We start from the raw sequence: 20,235 nt of genomic DNA, 5'->3' as shown, positions 1-20,235 counted from the left end.
CGGCACGGTCCCCCAGCCGGAAGACGGGACGGAGAGCGGGCATGGCGGGCGGGGACGGGATCGGAGCGCGGCTGCTGGAGGCGCTCGGCCCGGCCTACGTGATCAACCTGCCCCAGCGCGCCGACCGACGCCGGGGGCTCGAGGCGGAGCTGCGTCGCGTCGGATTGTCGCTGTCCCATCCTGGCGTCCGGCTGGTCGCGGCGATCCGCCCCGCCGATCCGGGCCCCTTCACCGCAATCGGGATCCGCGGCTGCTTCGAGAGTCACCTGGCGGTGCTGCGCCTGATCGCGGAAAGCGCCGCCCCCTCGGGCCTGATCGTCGAGGACGACATGGGATTCCACCGCGCCGCGGAGGCGCGGCTGGGGACGCTGCTGCCGGGCCTCGGCCGGACCGGGTGGGACATCTTCTACGGCTATCTCGACGGCACGAACCGGCCCGAAGGCGTGGCGGCGGGGCTGGCGCGGATCGCGCCCGGCGATCACGTCCGGCGCACGCATTTCATGGCCGTCCGGCGCGAGGCCGCCCAGACGATCCTGCCCTATCTCGAGGCGATCGCCGCCCGGCCCGCCGGGCATCCCCAGGGCGGCGCGATGCATGTCGACGGCGCCTACAGCTGGTGCCGCGAGGCGCATCCGGGGCTGCGCACCCTGGCCGCCCGGCCCGACATCGCGGTGCAGCGCCCGTCGCGGTCGGACATCGCCGCGCAGCCCTGGTTCGACCGGGTGCCGGGCCTGGCGGTGGCGGTCGACCTGGCCCGCGGATGGAAGCACCGGCTGCGCGGCTGAGCGGCGCCCGTTCGATTGCGGCGGGGGCGCGTTTCGGACTAGGGTGGCCCGGATGAAGCAGGGGGGCGCGAGGCGGGCGAGAGATCCGTCCCTCCCCCGGCCCGAGCAGGAGAGACGCCCCCGTGACCCGCACCGCCCTCGTCGGCCTGATCTTGCCCTTCCTCGCCGCCTGCGGCGCCGGCGTGTCCGGCCCGGTGGGCGAAGCCTGCATGGCGTCGGGACGCTCCTCGGCCAATTCCGTGCTCTGCGGTTGCATCCAGCGGGTCGCGAACGACACGCTCAGCGGGTCCGAGCAGCGCCGCGCGGCGCAGTTCTTCGGTGATCCGCAGCGCGCGCAGGATTTCCGGACCCGTGACGATTCCGCCTCCGAGGCGGCCTGGCTGCGCTATCGCGGCTTCGCCGACCGGGCCGAGGCGATCTGCCGCTAGGCTCCGGTCCGGCCCAGTCGACGAGGGCCGGGGCAACGGCGATCCCGCACCGTCCCGCCCCATCCGCGCCCGGCCCGCCTTCCGCGCCCGTCCCGTCCCTTCCGCGCCCGGCCCGCCTTCCGCGCCCGGTCCCGCCTCGGCAGGCCCCGTCCCGACCGGCCCGATCTCGACCGGAACCGGCCCGCCCGGCCCCGCCTCGGCCGGAAGCGCCCGACCGGGCCCGCCGGGTCAGCCGACGGAGCCGTCCCCGTCCAGCCAGTCCCGCAGGGCCGCCTCGAACTCGCGCGGCTTCTCGGCATGCAGCCAGTGGCCCGCGCCCTCGATCCGGCGGAACTCGGCCTGCGGGAACAGGGCGCGGCAGGGGTCGTGGCGGCGCTCCCCCACGTAATCGGAGGCGCCCCCGGTGACGAAGAGTGTGGGGCCGTCCCATCGACCGTCCATCTGCGGAAAGCCGGTGATGCGGGTCATCTCCGCCTCGAGCACGTCGAGGTTCAGCAACCAGCGCCCGCCGCCCTGCCCGGCCCCCCGGTCGAAGCTCTGCAGCAGGAAGGCGGCGACGCCCTCGTCCGCCACCGGCAGGGCCGCGCGCGCCTCGGCCCGGCTTGGCACGTCGAGCGGGACCTGCCGCATCGCCTCGATCAGGTGGGACTGGCTGTGGCCGTAGGCGACCGGCGCGATATCGGCGACGATCAGCCGGGCGACGAGGTCGGGCCGGGTCAGGGCCAGGACCATGGCCGCCTTGCCGCCCATCGAATGGCCCAGCAGGTCGACGGGCCCGGCGCCCAGCGCCTCGATCGTGTCGGCGAGATCGCCGGCCATGTCGTCGTAGCCCTGGCTGTCCGCGCGCGGGCTGGCGCCGTGATTGCGCATGTCGACCGCATGGACCGGCCCGCGATCCGACATCCGGCGGGCGATCACGCCCCAGTTCCGGGCCGATCCGAAGAGGCCGTGCGCGACGAGGAGGGGGCGGGCGGGGCCCGTGCCCTCGGCGGTGACGATGTTCAGTTCCATGGCCCGCCTTGTAGCGCCCCGCCCCGCGCCGGTCCATGCGGGGAGGGACGGAGCGCGGGGGTTCGGCCCCTGCGGGCCGAGGATTGAGCCCCCGCCCGCCCGCTTGTAAGGATCGCCCCCCATGGAGAGCCGCACCTACCAGCAGCAGGCCGACGAGATCGGCGAGGCCCTGAAGGCCAAGCTGCGGCTGCGCGGCCGCGACCTCGACCGGCAGGCCGCCCGGGCGCGCCGGGCCCTGTCCCGGCGGCTGCGCGCCGATATCCGCACCCTGTCCGAGGCGGCCGCCATGGAGGGACATCCGAAGCTCTCGCGCCGGATCGACGCGGCCCGGGTCGCAGCCGCCCATGCCCGGCTGTCGGCCCATCTGGGCGGGGTCGATCCGCGGGCGCGGGCCCGCGCGGCGATGCTGGACGTGGCGGCGGCCATCGCGCTCGCCGTGCTGCTGGCGGGCATCCTGATCGTCTGGTGGCTCTGGTCGACGGGGCGGGTGTGAGCGCGGAGATAAGCGCCGCGGCCATCGCCGCGGGCGATCGCCGCGCGCTGGCCCGCGCGATCACCCTGGTGGAGAGCCGCCGCCCCGATCACCGCGCGGCGGCCGAGCGGCTGCTGGACGCGCTCGCCGGGACGGGCGAGGCGATGCGGATCGGCCTGTCCGGCACGCCGGGGGTCGGCAAGTCCACCTTCGTCGAGGCGCTCGGCCTGAGGCTCACCGCGCGGGGCGAGCGGGTGGCGGTGCTGGCCGTCGATCCCTCCTCCGCGCGGTCGGGCGGCTCGATCCTGGGCGACAAGACGCGGATGGAGCGTCTCTCGCGCGATCCCAATGCCTTCATCCGCCCCTCCCCCGCCGCGGCGCAGCTCGGCGGCGTCGCGCGCCGCACCCGCGAGGCGGTGCGCCTGTGCGAGGCGGCGGGCTACGGCACGGTGATCGTCGAGACGGTGGGCGTCGGGCAGTCCGAGACGCTGGTGGCGCGGATGACGGACCTCTTCGTCCTGCTGCTGGCCCCGGCGGGCGGGGACGAGCTGCAGGGGGTCAAGCGCGGCATCATGGAGATCGCGGACCTCGTCCTCGTGAACAAGGCCGACGGGGATCTCGCGGCGCAGGCCGCGCGCACCGCGGCGGATTACGCGGGCGCGCTGCGGCTGATGCGCCCCCGGCCCGACGACCCCGAGGGCTACCCGATGGTGCGCACCGTCTCGGCCGCGACCGGGGCGGGGCTGGAGGCGGCCTGGGCGGCGGTCGAGGCGCTGGCCGGGGCCCGCCGCGCGAGCGGGGCCTGGGACCGGACACGCGCCGCCCAGCGCGCCCACTGGTTCGACGAGGAGCTGCAGGCCGGCCTCGCCGAGCTGCTGGCGGCGGACCCGGCCCTCGCCCGGGGGCTGGAGGCGGCACGCCGCGACGTCGCGGCCGGCCGCGCGGCCCCCGCCGCGGCGGCCCGAGCCGCGCTGGCGCCGCTGCGGCGGGGCGCCCTTGACGCGTCCCGCGATTCCCCTTAGAGCGCGCGGACGATTTCCGGGGCCCTGCCGCATCGGCGGGCCCTGCCGCATTTTCGAGGAAGGCCGTCCCTCGCGGGCAGGGCCGCCCCGACCGAGAGAAGGATGACGCCCATGTCGCGCCGCTGCGAACTGACCGGAAAAGGCCCGATGACGGGCAACAACGTGAGCCACGCGAACAACAAGACGCGCCGCCGCTTCCTGCCGAACCTGCAGGACGTGACGCTGATCTCGGACACGCTGGGCCGCTCCTTCAAGTTCCGCGTCTCCTCGGCCGCGCTGCGCACCGTCGACCATCGCGGCGGCCTCGACGCCTTCCTCGCCCGCGCCAAGGACGACGAGCTGTCGGCCTCGGCCCTGCAGGTCAAGAAGGACATCGCCAAGGCCACCGCCGAGGCGTGAGCCCCTGCCCGGATCGCTGACAGGGCCCGGCCGGAAACGGCCGGGCCCTTTGTCGTGCCGGGGGAGGCGCCCTCCGGGGCCGCTTTCCCCTGGCCGGCACGGCGAAAAGTCTGCGGGAGCCCTGCGAAGAGAACGGCGCGGCACATCGCCCGCGGTTGCGCGGCCCCGGATCGGGGCTGCGGCGGAGCGGGGGTGCGGGCTCGGCCCGGCCGGGTCAGCCCGGGCGGGCGGGACGGACGGCCACGGCGAGGGCGAGGCAGCCGCCCGAGATGGCCCAGTTCTTGACGAAGATCGTCATCTGCCAGGGATCGTCCGGTTGCAGGTGGAAGACGCTCGTCGCCGCGCAATAGGCCGCGAGGCTCAGCGCGACGGGGCGCAGCGCGAGGCCCAGGACCAGCGCGAGGCCGGCCGCGGCGTTGTAGCCGAGGGCGGGCCAGATCAGCCAGAGCGGCAACCCGCGCATCGCCAGAAGCTCCTGCGTGCCGGCAGGGGACAGCGCCTTCTGCACCGCCCCGCCGAGGAACAGCGCCGCGATCAGCAGCCGCGCCGCGACGAGAAGCGCCCGGTCGGCACGGGTCAATGCGCGCCCTGCCGCTTGCCCGTCACCGCCGCGACGGCCGGGGCGAAGACGCCCGTGACCAGCGGGATCAGCACCAGCCCCCAGGCCAGGCCGAGGATCCCGTCGAAGAATGCGGTGACCGCCCAGGCGACGAAGCCGTGCCAGGCCCGCGCGCGGTCCGCCACCCACTCCGCCCGGTCGTGGATCCAGTCGTAGGGCAGGTGCCAGCCGAGATCGTGCAGGCCGTGGACGACGATGTTGCCCCCGACCCAGAGCATCGCGGCGGTCCCGACGATCGAGAGCAGCCGCAGGAAGGCGGGCATCCAGCGCACCAGCCCCCGCCCGAGGGCCCGGCTCGCCCCCAGCCGGGCGCGCTGCGCCAGGGCGAGGCCGACATCGTCGGCCTTCACGATGAGCGCGACGGAGCCGTAGACCGCGGCCGTGATGGCGACCGCGACGACGGCGAGGGTCGCCGCCTCCAGCCAGACGCTGTCGGCCTCGACGGTGGAGAGGGCGATCGTCATGATCTCGGCCGACAGGATGAAATCGGTCTTGATGGCGCCGCGGACCTTGCGCTCCTCCAGCTTGGTCGGGTCCTCGACCCTGAGGTCCGCGTCCACCTTCTCGGAGGCGTGGGGCGCGAGGACGTGGACGATCTTCTCCGCGCCCTCGAAGCACAGGTAGCTGCCCCCCAGCATCAGCAGCGGCGTGATCGCCCAGGGCGCGAAATTCGCCAACAGAAGCGCGATCGGCAGCAGGATCACCAGCTTGTTGAAGATGGAGCCGCGGGCGATCTTCCAGATGATCGGCAACTCGCGCTTGGGCGAGAACCCGGTGACGTATTTGGGCGTGACGGCGGCGTCGTCGATCAGCACGCCGGCGGTCTTGGTCCCGGCCTTCATCGCCCCCGCGGCGACATCGTCGATCGAGGCGGCGGCGACCTTGGCGATGGCGCTCACGTCGTCGAGTAGGGCGATCAGTCCGCTCATGGGGCCTCCGTCGATGGTCCGGCCTTAGCTATCGTGTCGTCGCCGCGCGGCAAGCGCGGCTTGCCCGGCCCCGCCCGGCATCTTAGGGGAAGGGCATGACACCCCCGCCCAACCCCGCCCGGCCCCCATGCCCGCCCTGCCCGGGGGCGGCATGAGCTTTCCGGCCAACGTCTTCGTGCTCTGCACCGGGCGCTGCGGGTCGATGACCCTGGCCCGGGCCTGCGCCGCCCTGCCCGGATGGACCGCGGGGCACGAGAGCCGCACCTGGCGCACCGGCGCGGACCGCCTGTCCTATCCGCCCCGTCATGTCGAGGTGGACAACCGCCTGTCCTGGCTGCTCGGCCGGCTGGAGCGGAGCTGGGGGGACAGCGCGGCCTATGTCCACCTCACCCGCGATCCGGAAGCGGTGGCGCAGAGCTTTGCCGCGCGGGCCCGGCAGGGGATCGTCCGGGCCTACCGGATGGACATCCTCGCCCGGTCGCGACGCCGCGCGCCGGACCGGCCCCTGATCGAGGAGTGCCGGGACTACGTCGACACGGTCACGGCCAATATCGAGGCCTTCCTCGCCGGCAAGCGCCATGTCCTGCCGATGCGGCTGGAAACCCTGGCCGAGGATTTCGACGTCTTCACCGGCTGGATCGGGGCCGGGGGCGACCTCGCCCCGGCCCGCGCCGCGATCCGCGCCGTCACCAACGCGACGGCGGGCGCGGCCCGCCCGGCGGCCGCCGCGGCCCGCCGCCCCAGCAAGGAGCGACCCGAATGACCCTGCCCATCCTCGTCACCGGCGCCTCGCGCGGACTCGGCCACGCGCTGGCGCGCGCCCTCGCGCCCGGCCGCACCATCGTCGCCGTCGCCCGCACGACCGGCGCCCTGGAGGAGCTGGACGATTCGATCCGCGCGGCGGGCGGCGAGGCGGTGCTGGCGCCGATGGACATCGCCGTCGATGCCGCGATGCAGCAGCTCTGCCGGTCGATCCACGACCGCTGGGGCGGGCTGTCGATGTGGGTGCACACGGCCGTCCATGCCGGCCCCCTCGGCCCCGCGCCCTATCTGGCGGAGAAGGACTTCGCCCGGTCGGTCGAGGTCAACGTCACCGCCTTCGCCCGGCTGGTGCGCTATGTCGGCCCGCTCCTCGGGACCGACGGACAGGCCGTGATGTTCGACGATCCGCGCGGGGGCGAGAAGTTCTTCGGCCATTACGGGGCGACCAAGGCCGCGCAGATCGCCCTCGCCCGGTCCTGGGCGGCGGAGACCGAGAAGACCGGCCCGCGGGTGACGGTGCTGGAGCCGCGTCCGATGGCGACGGCGGTCCGCGCGCGGTTCTTTCCCGGCGAGGACCGGGACGCGCTGGCCAGTCCCGCGGACGAGGCGGCCCGGCTCCTGCCGCTGATCGCGGGCTGAGACGGTCGCGGGCCGGGCCGGTGCCGGGGGACCGGCGGCCGGTGGCCGGTGGCCGGTGGCCGGCGGAGGCCGGGGCTCCGCCCGTCCGGGGCTCCGCCCGTTCGGGGCTCCGCCCCGGACCCCGGAGTATTTGGGGCAAGATAAGAGCAGGGAGGCGCCGCGGCCTAGCCGCGGGCAGCGTAGAGCGCGACGGCGGCGGCGTTCGAGACGTTGAGCGAGCCGAAGGGGCCGGCGGCGGGGATCCGGACGAGCCGGTCGCAGAGCTCCCGCGTCTTCTCGCGCAGGCCCGGCCCCTCCGCCCCGAGGACGAGCGCGATCGGGCGGTCGCGGATCGGCTCGACCGCGTCGCCGATGTCGATCCCGGCCTCGCCGGCGAGGCCGAGCACGGTGTAGCCCATCTCCTGCAATTCGCGGATCGCCTCGCCGAGATTGACGACGCGCAGATAGGGCTGGCGCTCGAGGGCGCCGGAGGCGGTCTTGGCCAGGGCCCCGGTCTCGGGCGCGGAATGGCGCGAGGTGGCGATCACCGCGCGGGCGCCGAACACCTCGGCCGAGCGCAGGATGGCGCCGACATTGTGCGGATCGCTCACCCGGTCGAGCAGGACGAGCCGCGGCGCGCCGGGCCCCTCCGCGAGCGCGAGATCGGCCAGCCGGCCCCAGCTCAGCGGCTTGACCTCGCAGGCCGCGCCCTGGTGGACCGAGCCGGGATCCAGCGGGGCGGGGAACCTGCGGGGATCGGCGATCTCGGGCTCAATGCCGGGGGGGATCGCCTCGGCGCCCAGCCGGTCGAGGGCGTTGCGCGTCACGACGAGGCGCAGGATCCGGCGCGCGGGATTGGCGAGCGCGTCGCGCACCGCGTGCAGGCCGAACAGCCAGACGGTCTCGGCGGCGGCGGCGCGCCTGGCGCGTTCCTTGTCGACGACCCAGGCGGGTTTCTTCATCTGAGGGGCCTCCCGGCATCTGCTGGGGGCCGATGTGCCCCCGCCGGCCCGCGGACGCAAGGGAGCGGCGATACCCGCTTGACGCCCTCCGCCCCCGCCGCTATCGACGCGCCGCACACCGGGCCCGCCCGGCGTGACGGGCGACGAGCTGCAAGGTGCGGCAGCGGACTGTAACTCCGCCGGGGAGACCCATGCCTGGTTCGATTCCAGGGTCGCCCACCATCCCCCCTCCCCCATCACGACGCGAGGTCGCCCGATCCTTTGGATCATGGTCGGCGGACCTTCCCCCTGACCCCCCCCCCAACCCGCCCCGTGACCGCCCCCCTGACCGCCCCCCGCCGGCCGCATCGAGGCCGCGAGGACGGCGCCGTCGCGGCGCGCCGCGCACGACCTGCCCCGGATCGCGCCCGTCTCCGCCTTTTCGTCGCCACCAGGCACGGCCTAGGATGCGGGCGAGATGACCCACGCCCCTGCCCCGTTCAACATCCTGATCGTCGGCCAGTCCGGCCGGCTGGAGGCCGAGGCGGTGCTCTTCGCCGCCTCGCTCGCCCGGGCCTGCCCCGGCTTTCCCGGCCGCCTCATCGTCGCCGAGCCGCAGCCCGGCCCGCTCTGGCCCGGGGATCCGCGGATCTCGCCGGGGCACCGCGACCTGCTGGAGGGGTTCGGCGCCGAGATCCGGCCCTTCCAGAGCCGGCATTTCGGCGCCGCCTACCCCAACGGCAACAAGATCGAGGGGCTGGCCGTCCTGCCCCCGGGCGAGCCGTTCCTGTTCTGCGACAGCGACACGCTCGTCCTCGGCGATGTGTCGGTGCTGGCGCCGCATCTTGCCCGGCCCGCCGCCTCGATGCGGCGCAGCGCGACCTGGCCGAGGGAAGAGGTCTACTGGCCTGGATACGGCGCGATCTGGCGCAGCCTCTACGACCTGTTCGGGCTGGATTTCGAGAGCTCGCTCGACCGGTCGATGCCGGACGAATGGTGGGAGCGCTATCTTTATTTCAACGCCGGATGGTTCTGCGGCCCCGATCCGGCCCGCTTCCACCAGCACTTTCTCGACATGGCGACGCGGATCCGCGACGACCCGCCCGAGGCGCTGGCCCTGCAGCCGCTGGACCCCTGGCTGGACCAGGTGGCGCTGCCGCTGGCGATCCACGCCCTCGGCGGCGGGCGGCCGGGGCCGGAGCTGGCGCGCCTCGACGGGGAGCTGACCTGCCATTACCGGCTCTTCCCCCTGCTCTATGCCCGCGAGGAGGACCGGGTGGTCGCGGCGCTCGAGGCCGCGGCGACGCCGAACGCCGTGAAGAGGGTGCTCAAGGCGCATCGCCCCCTGCAGAAGATGGTCTACCAGGGCCAGGGCCGCGAGGTGCGGGCGCTCTTCGACCGGGAGGCCCTGCCGGCCCGGGAGGCGGATCTGCGCAAGGCGATCCGTGCCGCGGGATACTGGATGCGCTGAGGGAACCGGGGCGGCGCCCGATGCGCTGGGTCTCCATGGACGCGATCTCGAACATGCTCTTCCAGAACTGGTCCGGCATCCTGCGGACCCTGCTCGTCGGCGCGCTGGCCTATATCGGCCTCGTCGCGATGCTGCGGATCTCGGGCAAGCGCACGCTGGCGCAGCTCAACGCCTTCGACCTGGTCGTGACGGTGGCGATCGGGTCGGTCCTCGCCTCGATCCTGCTGTCCGAAAGCGTCGCCCTGGCCGAGGGGCTGACCGCCTTCGCCCTGCTGATCGGCCTGCAATGGATCGTGGCCTGGAGTTCCGTCCGGTCGGAGCGGTTCGCCGGGCTCGTCCGGTCGGAGGCGAGCCTGCTCATGCGCAACGGCGAGATCCAGCACGCGGCGCTGCGCCGCGAGCGGGTGACGGAGACGGAGCTGATGACGGTCATCCGCGCCTCCTCCGTCCCCGACCCGAACGACGTGACCGCCGTGATCCTCGAGACCGACGGCAGCTTCTCGGTCGTCGCGCAGGCGGAGGAGGAGCGGGTGCCCTACGCCACCGCCGGGATCGGCGGGGCCGACCGCGCCACGGGCCCTCAGAACCCGTAGACCAGCGTCACCTCCGCCGTGACCTCGATCTCGCCCGGAGCGACCGGGACCGGGGCGGACGCGTCCATCATCCGCGCCTCGGCCATCATCGGGATCGGCGGCGCCGAGGCCGCACCCTCCGAGATCGCGACGAGCGGACCGAGCGCGACGCCGGCCGCATCCGTGTAGAGGGCGGCCCGGGCGGCGGCATCCGCCACGGCGGCGCGGCGCGCCTCATCGAGCGCGGCGGAGCGGTCGGACAGGTCGAAGACGATTCCGCCCAGCGTGTTGCCGCCCGCCTCGGTCGCCGCGTCCAGCACCTCGCCGATCCGGTCGAGATCGCGCAGCGTCACCTCGACCGAGGAGGCGGCGCGGAATCGCGTCGGGGGCAGCGGGCCGTCCTCGCCGTACTCGACCACGGGGCCGAGCTCGATCTGCGTGGTGCGGATGTCGGACGGGGCCAGCCCCGCCTCGCGCAGGACGGCCAGCGCGGCGTCGAGCCCCGCCCCCACCGCCCCCAGCGCCGCATCGGCGGACGGGCGCTCCTCGGTCACGCCGAGGGTGATGCGGGCGATGTCGGGCTTGGCCGTGACGCTGCCGGTGCCGGTCACGGTGACGCGGCCCGCCGATTCCGGGCCGGATACGGTCGGGGCCGGTGCCGTCTGGGCAAGGGCGAGCGGGGCGGTGGCCGGCAGCGCGGCGAGGGCGAGCGCGGTCGCGCGGATCAGGGTGGTCATGCGGTGTCCTCCATGTGGCGGGCGGGAAACGCGGCGCGGGGCGCGGCGGCTCCATCACCCGATCTTGACCAATGCGATCACCGTGACGTGTCCCCCAGCCCGCCCGCCGGCGCCAGCTTGACCTTTTCCGACGCTTCCGTGCGGCGGCTTTCTGCCTTAGGCTGAGCCGGCGACGGGATCGGGGCTTTGACCGATCCGCTCCTCTTGCTACTCCCGGACCATGATCCCGAACTTCGCCATCTCGCTGACCGATGACGGCCTGTCGGTCCTTTTCCGTCGGCAGGGCGGGTGGATGCTCGTCGGCGAGGTGGCGGCGGACGCGCCCGACCTGTCCGCCGCGATGGCGCGGCTCCGCCGGCAGGCGGCGCGCCTCGCCCCCGAGGGGATCCGGACGAAGGTCTTCCTGCCGCACAGCCAGGTTCACTGGATGGCGCTGGACGGGCACCGCAGCGCGCTCGAGGTCGAGGCCGCGCTGGCGGAGGAGGCATCGGTCGATCCCGCCGCCCTCGTCTACGACATCTCGCGCGACGGAGAGCGGACCTATGTGGCGGCGGTCGAGGATTCGACGCTGGAGGAGGCGCGCGCCTTCGCCGAGGCCCACCGTCTGAACCCGGTGGCCATCGCCGCCGCCGGCCGGCCCGGCGCCTTCATCGGGCAGCCGTCCTTCGCCGCCGCCGAGGGCGTGGACGCCGGAACCGACCCGGATCCGGCGGTCCGGGTCGCGGACGGGGCGGTGGCAGGGGCAGAGGCGGCGGACCCCGCGCCGGACGAGGGGGCGCTGGCGGCGTCCGATGCGCCGGCCCCGTCCCTCCCCCTGGCCGCGGGGTCGCAGGACGGCCCCGGCCCTCTCGACGTCGATCCGCCTTCCACCCTTCGGGCCGGGTCCGCGCCCGGAACCGATCCGGCGCCGGCGGGACCTACCGAATCGGACCGGCCCGGGGGCGAGACGGAGCCTGCGGCCGCCCCGCCCTTCCCCGCGCCGGACGTGCCGCCCCCCCCCGGGGGCCGCGAGGGCGAGGCCGGCCCCGACGATCCGGCCGGAGAGGCATTTTCGCAGGCCGCCTCCACCGGGGGGGCCGCATCGCCCCCGGCGGAGCCCGACGCGCAGATCGCGGGCGGCGAGGACTCCGCGCCGCACGGGTCGATCGATGACGACGCCGCGCGGGCCGCGGGGCCCGGCGGGGCGGAACCGGCGCCGGAGCGGGTCGATGCGGCCCCCGGGGCTCGGGCGGGCGGGGACGAGGCGCCGGCCCCGGGACACGAGCCTCCGCGGGCCGGGGGGCCGGGCGACAAGGCCCAGCCCTCCGGCGGCGACGCGGTTCCGCCAGAATCCGTCCACGAGCCGGACGCCGACGCCGATCCGGTCGCCGACCCGGACGCCGGGCCCGCGCCCGATCCTCAGCCCGGACCGGTCGATGCCGGCGACGGGCGGCCGCTCTTCGCGACGCGGCGGGATCGCGGGCGTCTCGTGTCCGGATCGCCCTCCGCAGAGCCGGTCGAGGGGCCCGCGCCGCCGCTCTTCTCCTCGCGCCGTCGGCCCGGCCTCGGGGATCTGCCGCCCGCGCCCGGCCGGATCGGCTTCCCCGCCCCGCCGCCCGGCGCGCCGCCGACCGAGACGCCCGCCGCGATCCGAAGGCGCAAGGCCGCGCAGACCGGCCCCGCCGCGATGCCGCCCCGCCCGCCGGAGATGGACGAGGTCGCGGCAACGACGCCCCCGGCTCCCGTGGTCGAGCCGCTCGACGATGCCGCGCCGGGCCCGGGGGCGGCGGAGTCCGTGGACACTGCCGGGGCGATGCCCGCCGCCCCCCAGGCGGAGGACGGAGCGGCCCGCCCCGACGGCACGTCCTCGCCGGCGGCCGGCCCCACCCCGGCATCGGACGGGGCGGAAGACGGGTCCGGTCCCGCCCCCACGACGATCCCCCTCGCCCCGGCGCGGGACGCGCCGCCGCTCGCCCCGCCGCATCCGGGCATCGCGCATGTGGCGGCCCAGCGGCAGCGTCTCGCCGGGCGCGGATCCGCGCCGGCGGGGATTGCCGCGACCGCGGCAGCCGCGAGCGGGACCGCCGCCACCGGATCCGTTCCGCCCCGATCCACGGCGGCCGCGCCGCCGCGCGCCCCCGTCAGCGCCCCGCCGCCGGAACTCGCCGCCTCGCTACGGCCCGGGGCTGGCCTCGCGGGCGAGGCGGACCTGTCGGAGGAAGAGCGCTTCACCATCTTCGGCCGCCGCGGGATCGACCCGACGCCGGCGGCCGGACGGCCGCGCTATCTCGGCCTCGCCCTGGTGGCGGCGCTGATCCTCGTGCTGGCCCTCGCCGCCCTGTTCGGCCCCGGCGCGGCGGATCGCGTGGCCGGATTGCTGGGCGGCGGCGAGGATGCGCCGACCGACGTGGCGACGGCCCTGCCGGGCGACACGGACGGCCCCGCGCCCTCTGCCGACATCTCCGCGCCCGCCCAGCCCGGCCCGACCGACCCGGAAGGAGCGCCCGACCTGCCCGTCGCCGAGGCCGAGCCGGGCGCCACGACCGCGCCGGACGCGGTGGCCGCCCCGGACGAGGACGTCGCCCTGGCGGAAGAGGTCGAGGCGCCCGCCACGCCCTCGCCCGGGGCCGAGGTCGCGCCGGGGGCAGAGGCGGCGCCGGATGCGGACGAGGCGCCGAGCCTCGCCGGCGCCCTGGCCGAGGCCATCGCGCGCGGCGACGCTGCCGAGACGCAGCCCGAGGCGGCGGCGGACGACGGAGCCGAGACGGCCCTGGCCGAACCCGAGCCGGGCGAGGCCGAGGCCGTCGTCCCGGCCCCGCCCCCCGGCGTGGTGCCGAGCCCCGCCGAGGCCGAGCGCTTCTACGCCGCGACCGGTGTCTGGGTGCGCGGCCCGCGCCTGCCGCTGGAGCCCGAGGGCGATCCCGCCCCCCGGCCCGATCCCGCCGCGATGCAGCCCGTGCCCGAACCGGCCGCGCCCGCCGATCTCGCCCTGTCGGCCGCCACGCCCGATCTGGGCCTCGGCCTGCAGCTCGATCCGCCCGCGCCCGGGACGATCTTCGCGCGCGACGCGAATGGCTTCTTCCTCGCCACGCCCGAGGGGACGGTGACGCCGCAGGGCATGACGATCTTTGCCGGCACGCCGTCGCAGGATCCGCCCACCCGGCCGGGCACCGAACCGCCCGAGCCGGAACTGCCGCCCGAAGGCTTCCTCACCGCCGAGACCGCGCCGCCCGAAATGCCGCCGCAGCGCGCGCCCGAACCCGAACCCGAGCCGGACGCCGAAATCGCGGCGGTCGAGGAGGTCGGGACCGACCAGCCGGGGGCCGAATCCGAGGCCGAGTCCGAGTCCGGGGCCGAACCCGGGACCGAGGAAGCGATCGTCGCGCGGATCGTCGAAGCGGCGCCGCCGGGCCTGCCCCCGCTGCGCCCGGCCTCCGAGCCGCTGCCCGATGCCGGGTCGGAACCGGACGCCCCGCCGGCGGCAGATGCCGCGCCCGCAGCAATCGCGCTGGTCGAGACCGCGCCGCCCGGCCTGCCGCCGCTGCGGCCCGAGGCGGCCCCCGCCCCCGAGAGTCCCGCCGAACCCGATGCCGCCGATCCCGGCGCGGCAGAGGCAGAGCCAGAGGCGGAGGCCGTGACCGAGGCCGTCGCGATCGTGCAGGCCGCGCCTCCGGGCCTGCCGCCCCTGCGTCCCGCCGCCGAAGTGCCGGCGAGCGCCGCCGAGCCCGCCACCGAGGAAGTCGGAGAGGAGGCCGCGACGGCCGTCGACCCGGCAGCCGTCGCCGTCACCTCCTCCGCGCCGCCCGCGACGCCGCCGCAGCGCCCGGTCGTGGCGGCCGCGCCGGCGCCGATCCCGCAGGAGGTGCCCAGCTCGGCCGGCAGCCCGCCGGCCCTGCCCCCGCTGCGCCCCGGCAGCACGACGGACGAGGAGGCGCGGGCGACGCCCGGCGCAGTGACGCTCGATGCGCTCACCCCGTTCGACGGCGACACGCCGCCCCTCCGGCCGGACAGCGTCGCCGCCCTCGCCCCGCTTCCGGGCTTCGACGGACCGCGGCCGGGATCGCGTCCCGGCGATCTTGCCCCGGAGACGGAGGAAGACGGCGCCCTGGCCGAGGCCGAGATCGAGGATGTCCCCCCCGAGGAAGCGCCGGCCGATGTGGGCGCGGCCATAGCGGCGATCATCGGCAGCGGGCCGGACCCGCTGGCCGGCGTGACCGCCAGCGCGGTGTCCCGCGCCGAACGCCCCGGTTCCCGGCCGCAGAACTTCGGCCGCGTCGTCGACCGGGCCCAGACGCGGATCGCCTCGGCCCAGCCGCAGGCCGCGCCCCAACCTCAGCAGCCGGCGGCGCAGCAGCCCCAGCGGCAGGTCGAGGAGGCGGACAGCGAGCCCGAGCAGGTCTCCTCCGCGGCGGCCCGGCCCTCCGGCCCCGTGCCGGGCGGGGTGGCCGCGGCGGCGACGGCGAACGACGCCATCTCCCTCGGCGAGGTCAACCTGATCGGGGTCTACGGTCGGCCCGACAACCGCCGGGCGCTGATCCGGCAGGGCAACGGGCGCTACATCCGCGTCAGCGTCGGCGACAGCCTCGAAGGGGGGCAGGTCACGGCCATCGGGGACAACGCGCTGAACTACGTGGTGCGGGGCCGGACCTACTACCTCGAGATCCCCGAGGGCTAGAACGGAAGAAGGGGCGCCCAGCCGGCGCCCCTTCCCTCCCGGCCTGCCCGGCCAGGTCCTGCGACCTCGTCCGGGCGATCAGGCCTTCGCCGCGTCGAGCACGCCGCGTTCGATCTGGTCCGCCTCGATCGATTCGAAGAGCGCCTTGAAGTTGCCCTCGCCGAACCCGTCGTCGCCCTTGCGCTCGATGAACTCGAAGAAGATCGGGCCGATCACCGTCCGGCTGAAGATCTGGAGCAGGATCTTCGTCTCGCCCCCGTCCACGACCCCCTCGCCGTCGATCAGGATGCCGTGCCTGCGCAGTTTCTCCAGCGGCTCCTCGTGGCCGACGACGCGCTCGTGGCTCATCTCGTAGTAGGTCTCGGGCGGGGGCGGCATGAACTTCAGCCCGTTGGCCGCGATGGCCTCGACGCTGTCGTAGATGTTCCGCGCGCCCACGGCGATGTGCTGGATGCCCTCGCCGTTGTAGCGCTTGAGATATTCCACGATCTGCCCGGTCTCGCCCCTGTCCTCGTTGATCGGGATCCGGATGCGGCCGCAGGGCGAGGTCAGCGCACGGGAATAGAGGCCCGTATGCTTGCCCTGGATGTCGAAGAACCGGATCTCCTTGAAGCCGAAGATGCGGCCGTAGAAGTCGAACCAGACGTCCATGTTGCCCTTGTGGACGTTGTGGGTGAGGTGGTCGAGATACCAGAACCCCACGCCCTCGGGCTTGGACTGGGCGATCCAGTCGAACGCGCCGTTATAGGGCGAGGTCTCGTAGTAATCCTCGATGAAGTAGATGAGGCTGCCGCCGATCCCGACGATCGCGGGCACGTCCATCACCTTGCCGGGTCCGGTATATTCCTCGGCCCCGTTCGCGACCGCATGGGCGAGCGCATGGGCGGCATCGACCACCCGCCAGGCCATCGACGGGGCGCAGGGGCCGTGCTCGTCGACGAAAGTTCGGGCATGGCTGCCCGGCTCGTCGTTCAGGACATAGGTGATGTCGCCCTGCTGCCAAAGCTCCACCGCCTTGCGCTTGTGCGTCGCGACGTGGGCATAGCCCATGCGCGTGAACAGCTCGCGCAGCTTCTCGGGCTCGGGATGAGCGAACTCGACGAACTCGAATCCGTCGGTGCCGGCGGGATTGGCGTCGGTGATCGTGGATTTCGGGGCGTCGTGCGGGAAGGGGCCCATGGCGGTCTCCTCTGATGTCGGTCGAGGCCGATTGTCGCGCGATCAGCGCGCGGAATGCGCGCGATCCTTGGCGGCGGGCTTGCCCTCTGCGCGGGGTTCGCGCACCATTTTCGCCTATGACGCAGGATCCCCGCACCGCGCTCGACGACACCGATCGGCGCCTGCTCGCCGCGCTCCAGCGCGACGGGCAGATGACGGCCGAGGCACTGGGCGCAGCGATCCACCTCTCGCCCAGCCAGGCGGGGCGGCGGCGGCAGCGTCTGGAAGCGGCGGGCGTGATCCGGGGTTACCGGGCCGAGATCGACGCCCCCGCCGCGGGGCTGGGGGTCGAGGCCTTCGTCCAGATCGCGATGGCCCGCCATTCGCAGGAGAATGCCCGCGATTTCCTGCGCCTCGTCCGGGAAAGGCCCGAGATCACCGGCGCCTGGACGATGACGGGCGAGGCGGATTACCTGCTGCGGGTCTTCGCCCGCGACCTCGCCGACCTCAACCGGGTGATCCAGCGCCTGCTGCTGCCGCATCCCGGCGTCGACCGGGTGCAGAGCCAGATCGTGCTCGAAAGGGTGAAATCCGACGGTCCCCTGCCGCTCTGATCGCTACCCGTCCGAGACGCCCGCCTCGTCGAAGGTGGCCATGCCGGAATGGGTCCGCAGCGCGGCGGCGAGCACCCCGAGCGCGAGCGCGCCCCCCGACCCCTCGCCGAGGCGCAGGCCGAGATCGAGGATCGGGTCGAGCCCGAGCTTGCCCAGCAGGCGGCGATGCCCGCTCTCGGCGCTGACATGGCCGGCGACGCAATGGGTCAGGCAGCCGGGCGCGGCCCGCGCCAGGACGCCGGCCGCGGCGGTCGCGATGAAACCGTCGAGAACCACCGGGATCCGGTGCGACCGCGCCGCGGCGATCGCCCCGGCCATCGCCGCGATCTCGCGCCCGCCGAGGCAGCGCAGCGCCTCCAGCGGGTCGGTCAGCGCCGCGCCGTGACGGCCGAGCCCCTCGGTGATCGTCTCGACCTTGCGCGACAGGCCGGCTTCGTCGATGCCCGTGCCGCGCCCCGCCCAGTCCTCGGCCGCGCCGCCGAACAGGGCGCAGGCCAGCGCGGCGGCGGAGGTGGTGTTGCCGATCCCCATCTCCCCGACGACGAGCGCATCCGCCTCCGGGTCGACCGCGGTCCAGCCGGTCTCGAGCGCCCGCACGACCTCGGCCTCGCTCATCGCGGGGCCGGTCGTGAAGTCGCGGGTCGGCCGGTCGAGGTCGAGGGCGTGGACGCTCATCGTCGCACCGGCCCAGGCCGAGAGCTGGTTGATCGCGGCTCCCCCGGCGCGGAAGTTGGCGACCATCTGCGCCGTCACCTCGGCCGGAAAGGCCGAGACCCCGCGCACGGCGATGCCGTGGTTCGCGGCGAAGACCGCGACCTGCGGCCGTGCGAGGACCGGTCGCTCGGTGCCCGCCCACCCGGCGAACCAGACGGCCAGCTCCTCGAGCCGGCCGAGCGCGCCCGGCGGTTTCGTCAGGCGGTCGTTGCGGGCCCGCGCCGCCTCGCGGGCCCGGCTGTCCGAGCCGGGCAGGCCGATCAGCACGGTCTGGAAATCGGAGAGGTCGTCGAAGGGCGCGGCGTCTTGCATGGGCGATCCGTTGGTGGTCGGTGGGGCATGTCTAGCGCAGCGCGCGACGAGGGAAAGAGCGGGGAGGACGCGATGGGGACCGGAAACGACGGGACGGGGCCGCGCACGGCCGATATTCCCGAGGCGCTGGGCCTGCTGACGCGCCTGCCGGTGCCGATGCGCGCCCCGCGCGGCGGGCCGGCGGCCTGGGCCTGGCCGGTGGCGGGGCTGGCGGTCGGGGCGCTGGCCTGGGCGGCGGGCGCGTCGGCGCTCGCGCTGGGGCTCACCCCGGCGCTGGCCGCGGGCGCGGCGCTGGCCGCGTCGGTCCTGGTCACCGGCGCGCTGCACGAGGACGGGCTGGCCGACAGCGCCGACGGCCTCTGGGGCGGGCGCGAGCGCGCGCGCCGGCTGGAGATCATGAAGGACAGCCGGATCGGCGCCTACGGGGTGATCGCGCTGGTCCTGGGGATCGGTCTGCACTGGGCAGCGCTGGCCGCCCTGGCGGGGACCGGGGGGCTGGCGGGCGGGCTGCTGGCGGCGGCGGCCCTGTCGCGGGCGGCGATGGCGGGTCTGATGGCCGCCCTGCCCCCGGCCCGGCCCGACGGGCTGGCGCGCAGCGTCGGCCGACCGCCGGCCCGGACGGCCTGGCTGGCCGGGGGGATCGGCGCGGCGAGTGCCCTCGTCGCGCTGGGGCCGGCGGGGATCTGGGCGATCCTGCTCGCCGCCGGCATCGCCTGGGGCTGGGGCGCGCTGGCGCGGCGGCGGATCGGGGGACAGACGGGCGACATCCTCGGCGCCGCGCAGCAGCTCGTGTCGATCGCGGTGCTCTGCGTGGCGGTGGCGGCGGCCTGACGGCGCCGCTAGCGGCAGGCCATCGCGGCGGCGACCGCCGCCTCGGACCACGGGCCGAGATCCCGGCCCGTCACCTCGTCGCCGTCGAAGCGCAGGGCGAGCAGCCGCGACCAGTCACCCCGCGCGACGATCATCTCGGGCCCGGAGCCGCACGCGCGGATCCCGCCCGCGATGGCGGGGTCCCCGATCCGGTGGTTCGTCACCCCCGCGGCCGACGCGACCTCCACGAGACCGGCCCCGGTCCAGCGCCAGATCCGCAGGATCCGCGCGAGGTGCGGACGGTCCACTGCCGCGATCTCGACCGCGCCGTCCCCGTCGAGATCGGCGATCCCGACCGGGGCGAGCCAGCGATGCGGCTGCCCGATATGGGGCGTGGCGCCGAGCAGCCGCAGATCCCGCCCGTCATGGGCGTAGACGGCGATCTGCGCGCCTTCCGTCAGCGACGCGCGGACCACGACGACCTCGTTCGTTCCGTCCCCGTCCAGATCGGCAAGGCGCGGGGCGACATCCTCGAAGACGTGATCCGCGCCCAGGACCAGCGCGGTTCCGCAGGGCCCCCGGTTCCCGGGCGTGTCGACCCAGAGCGTGCCCGGCTCGTCCGCGCGGCCGAGGATGCCGTGATCGTAGCGGGTCGCGGGATCGTCGAACCAGGCCCGCCGCACCGCGCCGCCGGTCGCGGAATCCGCGACCACGCTGGCGGGATAGGAGGTGAGCGCGGCCTGGTCCGCGATGCAGGCCGCCGCGGCCCCCGGCGCCACCAGCGCGGCGAGGAGGGCGGCGGCCCGGCGCATCAGATCTGCTTCTCGGGCATCTGCACGACCAGCCCGTCCAGCGCATCCGACACCTTCAGCTGGCAGGTCAGGCGCGAGCGGGCCGGGTCGGGCTCGTAGGCGAAGTCGAGCATGTCCTCTTCCATCGGCTCGCGCGGGGGCAGCCGGTCGACCCAGTCGGGATGGACGTAGACATGACAGGTGGAGCAGGCGCAGGCGCCGCCGCAATCGGCCTCGATCCCCGGGATCCCGTTGTCGCGGGCCCCTTCCATGACCGTCAGGCCGTTGCGCACCTCCTGCACGTGCTCGGTCCCGTCGTGTTCGATATAGGTGATCTTCGCCATGTCGGTCTGCCTCGCTGCGCCTCGGTCCGGGTCGGGGCCTATCTAGGCGCGACGGGGCGCCGGGGCCAGAGG

21 protein-coding genes and 1 tRNA gene are annotated in these 20,235 nt (G+C 75.3%); 13 read left to right on the top strand and 9 right to left on the bottom strand.

From position 1 onward, the window contains the following. The first annotated feature begins 41 nt into the window (after positions 1 to 41). Complete coding sequence (locus tag BUE30_RS10565) at positions 42 to 785, top strand: glycosyltransferase family 25 protein (protein ID WP_073329799.1); 744 nt, start codon at positions 42 to 44, stop codon at positions 783 to 785. A 122-nt stretch (positions 786 to 907) separates the two neighbouring features. Further along, positions 908 to 1,213, top strand: a complete 306-nt coding sequence (locus BUE30_RS10560) for an arginine transporter (protein ID WP_073329796.1) — start codon at positions 908 to 910, stop codon at positions 1,211 to 1,213. 228 nt (positions 1,214 to 1,441) lie between these two features. Here the strand turns inward: BUE30_RS10560 and BUE30_RS10555 are convergent, their stop codons facing one another. Continuing rightward, positions 1,442 to 2,224, bottom strand: a complete 783-nt coding sequence (locus BUE30_RS10555) for an alpha/beta fold hydrolase (RefSeq protein WP_073329793.1) — start codon at positions 2,222 to 2,224, stop codon at positions 1,442 to 1,444. Between the two features lie 121 nt (positions 2,225 to 2,345). Between BUE30_RS10555 and BUE30_RS17520 the strand changes: the two genes are divergently transcribed. The 3 genes from BUE30_RS17520 to rpmB all read left to right on the top strand — a co-directional run bounded on the left by BUE30_RS17520 (position 2,346) and on the right by rpmB (position 4,117). Further along, positions 2,346 to 2,717, top strand: coding sequence for a hypothetical protein (locus tag BUE30_RS17520; RefSeq protein ID WP_073329790.1), 372 nt, complete (start codon positions 2,346 to 2,348; stop codon positions 2,715 to 2,717). Then, positions 2,714 to 3,718, top strand: a complete 1,005-nt coding sequence (meaB, locus tag BUE30_RS10545; protein ID WP_073329787.1) for a methylmalonyl Co-A mutase-associated GTPase MeaB — start codon at positions 2,714 to 2,716, stop codon at positions 3,716 to 3,718. The genes BUE30_RS17520 and meaB overlap by 4 nt, the downstream gene beginning before the upstream one ends. 111 nt (positions 3,719 to 3,829) lie before the next feature. Beyond that, the gene (gene rpmB / locus BUE30_RS10540) at positions 3,830 to 4,117 is read left to right on the top strand and encodes a 50S ribosomal protein L28 (RefSeq protein WP_073329784.1); all 288 of its coding nucleotides are present in this window, start codon (positions 3,830 to 3,832) and stop codon (positions 4,115 to 4,117) included. Positions 4,118 to 4,331: 214 nt separating this feature from the next. Here rpmB and BUE30_RS10535 read toward each other — a convergent pair whose 3' ends face one another. Together BUE30_RS10535 and BUE30_RS10530 are read right to left on the bottom strand one after the other, a co-directional pair. Continuing rightward, positions 4,332 to 4,697 (bottom strand): DoxX family protein, encoded by a 366-nt coding sequence (locus BUE30_RS10535; RefSeq protein WP_073329781.1) that lies wholly within the window; start codon positions 4,695 to 4,697, stop codon positions 4,332 to 4,334. Further along, positions 4,694 to 5,665, bottom strand: a complete 972-nt coding sequence (locus BUE30_RS10530; RefSeq protein ID WP_073329778.1) for a DUF808 domain-containing protein — start codon at positions 5,663 to 5,665, stop codon at positions 4,694 to 4,696. The genes BUE30_RS10535 and BUE30_RS10530 overlap by 4 nt, the downstream gene beginning before the upstream one ends. Before the next feature lie 151 nt (positions 5,666 to 5,816). On the opposite strand from BUE30_RS10530, the gene BUE30_RS10525 reads away from it, so the two are divergent. Together BUE30_RS10525 and BUE30_RS10520 are read left to right on the top strand one after the other, a co-directional pair. Further along, positions 5,817 to 6,428: a hypothetical protein gene (locus BUE30_RS10525; protein ID WP_139300527.1), complete on the top strand. Its 612-nt coding sequence runs from the start codon at positions 5,817 to 5,819 to the stop codon at positions 6,426 to 6,428. Further along, complete coding sequence (locus BUE30_RS10520) at positions 6,425 to 7,066, top strand: SDR family NAD(P)-dependent oxidoreductase (RefSeq protein WP_073329772.1); 642 nt, start codon at positions 6,425 to 6,427, stop codon at positions 7,064 to 7,066. The genes BUE30_RS10525 and BUE30_RS10520 overlap by 4 nt, the downstream gene beginning before the upstream one ends. A gap of 164 nt (positions 7,067 to 7,230) precedes the next feature. On the opposite strand, the gene rlmB is transcribed toward BUE30_RS10520, so the two are convergent. Then, entirely contained in the window at positions 7,231 to 8,007 is a 777-nt protein-coding gene (rlmB, locus tag BUE30_RS10515) for a 23S rRNA (guanosine(2251)-2'-O)-methyltransferase RlmB (protein ID WP_073329769.1), read from the bottom strand. A gap of 138 nt (positions 8,008 to 8,145) precedes the next feature. On the opposite strand from rlmB, the gene BUE30_RS17795 reads away from it, so the two are divergent. The 3 genes from BUE30_RS17795 to BUE30_RS10505 all read left to right on the top strand — a co-directional run bounded on the left by BUE30_RS17795 (position 8,146) and on the right by BUE30_RS10505 (position 10,050). Then, positions 8,146 to 8,229 (top strand) — tRNA-Tyr (locus tag BUE30_RS17795). Positions 8,230 to 8,464: 235 nt separating this feature from the next. Then, positions 8,465 to 9,457, top strand: coding sequence for a hypothetical protein (locus BUE30_RS10510; protein ID WP_073329766.1), 993 nt, complete (start codon positions 8,465 to 8,467; stop codon positions 9,455 to 9,457). A gap of 20 nt (positions 9,458 to 9,477) precedes the next feature. Further along, the gene (locus tag BUE30_RS10505; RefSeq protein WP_244526330.1) at positions 9,478 to 10,050 is read left to right on the top strand and encodes a DUF421 domain-containing protein; all 573 of its coding nucleotides are present in this window, start codon (positions 9,478 to 9,480) and stop codon (positions 10,048 to 10,050) included. On the opposite strand, the gene BUE30_RS10500 is transcribed toward BUE30_RS10505, so the two are convergent. After that, entirely contained in the window at positions 10,038 to 10,766 is a 729-nt protein-coding gene (locus tag BUE30_RS10500) for an SIMPL domain-containing protein (RefSeq protein WP_073329763.1), read from the bottom strand. The genes BUE30_RS10505 and BUE30_RS10500 overlap by 13 nt on opposite strands. Before the next feature lie 220 nt (positions 10,767 to 10,986). Here BUE30_RS10500 and BUE30_RS10495 point away from each other — a divergent pair, with 220 nt between their 5' ends. Beyond that, complete coding sequence (locus tag BUE30_RS10495; protein WP_073329760.1) at positions 10,987 to 15,420, top strand: hypothetical protein; 4,434 nt, start codon at positions 10,987 to 10,989, stop codon at positions 15,418 to 15,420. Between the two features lie 78 nt (positions 15,421 to 15,498). Here the strand turns inward: BUE30_RS10495 and hppD are convergent, their stop codons facing one another. Next, a complete protein-coding gene (gene hppD / locus BUE30_RS10490) occupies positions 15,499 to 16,599 on the bottom strand; it encodes a 4-hydroxyphenylpyruvate dioxygenase (protein ID WP_073329757.1) in 1,101 nt (366 codons plus the stop codon). A 116-nt stretch (positions 16,600 to 16,715) separates the two neighbouring features. Here hppD and BUE30_RS10485 point away from each other — a divergent pair, with 116 nt between their 5' ends. Further along, positions 16,716 to 17,192, top strand: coding sequence for an Lrp/AsnC family transcriptional regulator (locus BUE30_RS10485; protein ID WP_073329754.1), 477 nt, complete (start codon positions 16,716 to 16,718; stop codon positions 17,190 to 17,192). A gap of 3 nt (positions 17,193 to 17,195) precedes the next feature. Here the strand turns inward: BUE30_RS10485 and cobT are convergent, their stop codons facing one another. After that, entirely contained in the window at positions 17,196 to 18,218 is a 1,023-nt protein-coding gene (gene cobT / locus BUE30_RS10480) for a nicotinate-nucleotide--dimethylbenzimidazole phosphoribosyltransferase (protein ID WP_073329751.1), read from the bottom strand. A 72-nt stretch (positions 18,219 to 18,290) separates the two neighbouring features. Here cobT and BUE30_RS10475 point away from each other — a divergent pair, with 72 nt between their 5' ends. Beyond that, on the top strand, positions 18,291 to 19,049 hold the full coding sequence (locus tag BUE30_RS10475) for an adenosylcobinamide-GDP ribazoletransferase (protein ID WP_073329748.1): 759 nt from the start codon (positions 18,291 to 18,293) through the stop codon (positions 19,047 to 19,049). An 8-nt stretch (positions 19,050 to 19,057) separates the two neighbouring features. Here the strand turns inward: BUE30_RS10475 and BUE30_RS10470 are convergent, their stop codons facing one another. Both BUE30_RS10470 and BUE30_RS10465 read right to left on the bottom strand, forming a co-directional pair. Further along, complete coding sequence (locus tag BUE30_RS10470; protein WP_073329745.1) at positions 19,058 to 19,840, bottom strand: FG-GAP repeat domain-containing protein; 783 nt, start codon at positions 19,838 to 19,840, stop codon at positions 19,058 to 19,060. Further along, on the bottom strand, positions 19,840 to 20,163 hold the full coding sequence (locus tag BUE30_RS10465) for a 2Fe-2S iron-sulfur cluster-binding protein (RefSeq protein WP_073329742.1): 324 nt from the start codon (positions 20,161 to 20,163) through the stop codon (positions 19,840 to 19,842). The genes BUE30_RS10470 and BUE30_RS10465 overlap by 1 nt, the downstream gene beginning before the upstream one ends. Positions 20,164 to 20,235: the final 72 nt, after the last annotated feature.

This window comes from Wenxinia saemankumensis (assembly GCF_900141735.1).
In the GTDB taxonomy this organism is placed as follows: domain Bacteria; phylum Pseudomonadota; class Alphaproteobacteria; order Rhodobacterales; family Rhodobacteraceae; genus Wenxinia; species Wenxinia saemankumensis.
This window is presented reverse-complemented; position numbering and strand designations above follow the sequence as displayed.